General features: G+C 64.4%; 1 protein-coding gene and 1 pseudogene. One reads left to right on the top strand and one right to left on the bottom strand.

Going from position 1 to position 2,075, the window contains the following annotated elements; genetic code table 11:
• Positions 1-537: 537 nt before the first annotated feature.
• A complete protein-coding gene (locus tag ABD378_RS43180) occupies positions 538-747 on the bottom strand; it encodes a hypothetical protein (RefSeq protein ID WP_344530856.1) in 210 nt (69 codons plus the stop codon).
• A 1,122-nt stretch (positions 748-1,869) separates the two neighbouring features.
• Between ABD378_RS43180 and ABD378_RS43175 the strand changes: the two are divergent.
• Positions 1,870-2,075 (top strand): annotated as a pseudogene (locus ABD378_RS43175) (ParA family protein); the annotation flags it as partial.

The raw sequence follows: 2,075 nt of genomic DNA, 5'->3' as shown, positions 1-2,075 counted from the left end.
CAAGTCCGGGGGGAGGACAACCCCGGCAGAAGCCGCCGTGGATCCGATTCGCTGCTCAGGAGAGTCCTCGTCCTGGATGCGGGGGAGCGGACCACCTTGGCACCAGGAGCCGGATGACTCACCCGAGTACTGCGATGGGCCCCTTTGCAGTGCGGCCGAAGCCGAGGCTATTACGGCGTAATAGCTGTATGAGACGTGGAACAACTGGCCCATCATCGTCTCCACTCGCGCCACCATGGCCGCATCTCCTGCTTCTACCGTTCCACTGCATCGTCGGGGTACGAGCATCGCGCGGCGCCCGAAGCCTGGGTGGCCTTCGAGGACGAGGCCAGCCAGTCGATGACACGCCGCGTACCAAGACCTGAGGCTGCAGGGGCAGCACTCCGATCGTCCGGGTACGCGGACGATGCCTTCCAGCTCGCCCTCGCCTAGCCCTCGCCCTGGACGTTTCACGTCCCGAGGAAGGCCCCGGGATTGTCCGCGCAGACCAGAGCCAGCGAGCCGAACTTGCTCACCCAGACAACGTCCGGGTTCCCTTCACGGTCTGTCCGCGGGCACGGCGCCTCCGTTTCCGCTGACGCCCTGGGAGTCCTGCTCAGCTGTGCAGCGAGCCGCGAAGTCATCTCCGAACCAGGTCGCCAGATCACCCAAGAAGGCTGCGGCCTCACCGCAGTTGTAGCGCTGCGGCCACTCCAAATCAGCGAGTTCGCGCAGCAACGCCAGTAGATCCGCTTCGCTCTGGGGCATGCCCTCATCTTTGAGGCGACAGCTATATGGGGAGCGGAACGGGTTACGACCACGTCCGCCCTGCTTCGACAAACCCCAGTTGCGTTCGGTAGCTCTCGTCTCTCACCCTCAACGTGAGGTGCAGGGCTGCCGCTATTACGCCGTAATAGCGGCAGCCCTGCACCTCACGTTGAGGCTCGAGAAGCCGACGGCATGTCGTTCTCGTAGCGCCCGCAACTGTCCGATCAGGCTCAGGCGACGCATCTACGGTGAAGACTGACAGCGGTAGGGGAGTGTTCGAGATGTTCGATTCTTCCGTGTGCGCGATCCTAACGTCCGGCCGGTTTCAGGGCCAACGCCTCTCATAGACCTGGCGTGTCAGCTCTGAGGAAGGTGTCGGAGGACCGCCCGCATACGCAGCCTTGTCGGCTGTCCACCTCATCTGTCTCGGAGTTGGTGATCGGATCGCCGTCGCCGTGTGGGCGGTCAGTCGTCGGGGCAGCTCGACCCACGTCGGGTTGCCTTCGCCGTGGAACTGGTCTTCTGCCAGATCGACTCTAATGTCGGCTGGTGCGATCTCACTGCCAGACGCGTTGGACAACACGGCATTTGGCCATTCCGAGGCCCGGAACCCTGTCTATCTGCTGCCGCAGGGAGTGGGGTGCCTTGGCCCTGCGGCCGGGGTGGGGGAGTCGGGCTGCCCGATCCCCGCATCGGCGCATGCTCACGCTCGATTTCAACGACGCGGATGAGGACACCTGATCCGGAGTTGCTGGCCCCCGACCGTCCTTGCCCGCAGTACAGGCCAATGCGGGGCCCCGGCACGAGATTTGCCACTCTGGCCGTGACGGCTTCCATTGACGGGCGGTGACGATCGCCGTGCTATGCGGGCTGGTTCACCCCGGTGGAGCACTGGGTGGGGTGGCCCGCAAGGGCAGGGTGCCTTGCGCCTTTACGGCGTAATGGCTGAAGAGTGCACCGGTCTCGAGGGGGAGGGCTGCAGGCTATTACGCCGTAATACCTGGAGTGCTGGGCCGGTGGTATCGCACGGTGCCGCCAGTTATTACGGCGTAATAGCAGGAGGTGTGAAAGCTAACGCGTTGAAGTCGCAAGCAGGGCACCCGCGTTAGTAAGGTGTCCGTCATGAGCTCGCCAGCCGCCGACCGCGAGAAGGTCGTCTCCAAACTCCCCAGCCAACTCCGCCACGATCTGAAGATCCGGGCCGCCCAGCACCGGATCGACCTCCAGGATGCGGTAGAGCAGGGCATCGCTGCCTGGATGAACCTCGCCGCCGCACCCGTCTCCCTGGACACCGCCGGCGCGGATTCCTTCTCGACCTGGCTCCCTAC

Origin of the sequence: Streptomyces rectiviolaceus (genome assembly GCF_039533825.1) — a bacterium.
In the GTDB taxonomy this organism is placed as follows: domain Bacteria; phylum Actinomycetota; class Actinomycetes; order Streptomycetales; family Streptomycetaceae; genus Streptomyces; species Streptomyces rectiviolaceus.
This window is presented reverse-complemented; position numbering and strand designations above follow the sequence as displayed.

Excerpts from the sequence above, each read along its gene's own strand:
- ABD378_RS43180 (WP_344530856.1), bottom strand. The coding sequence starts at position 747 with ATGCCCCAGAGCGAAGCGGATCTACTGGCGTTGCTGCGCGAACTCGCT.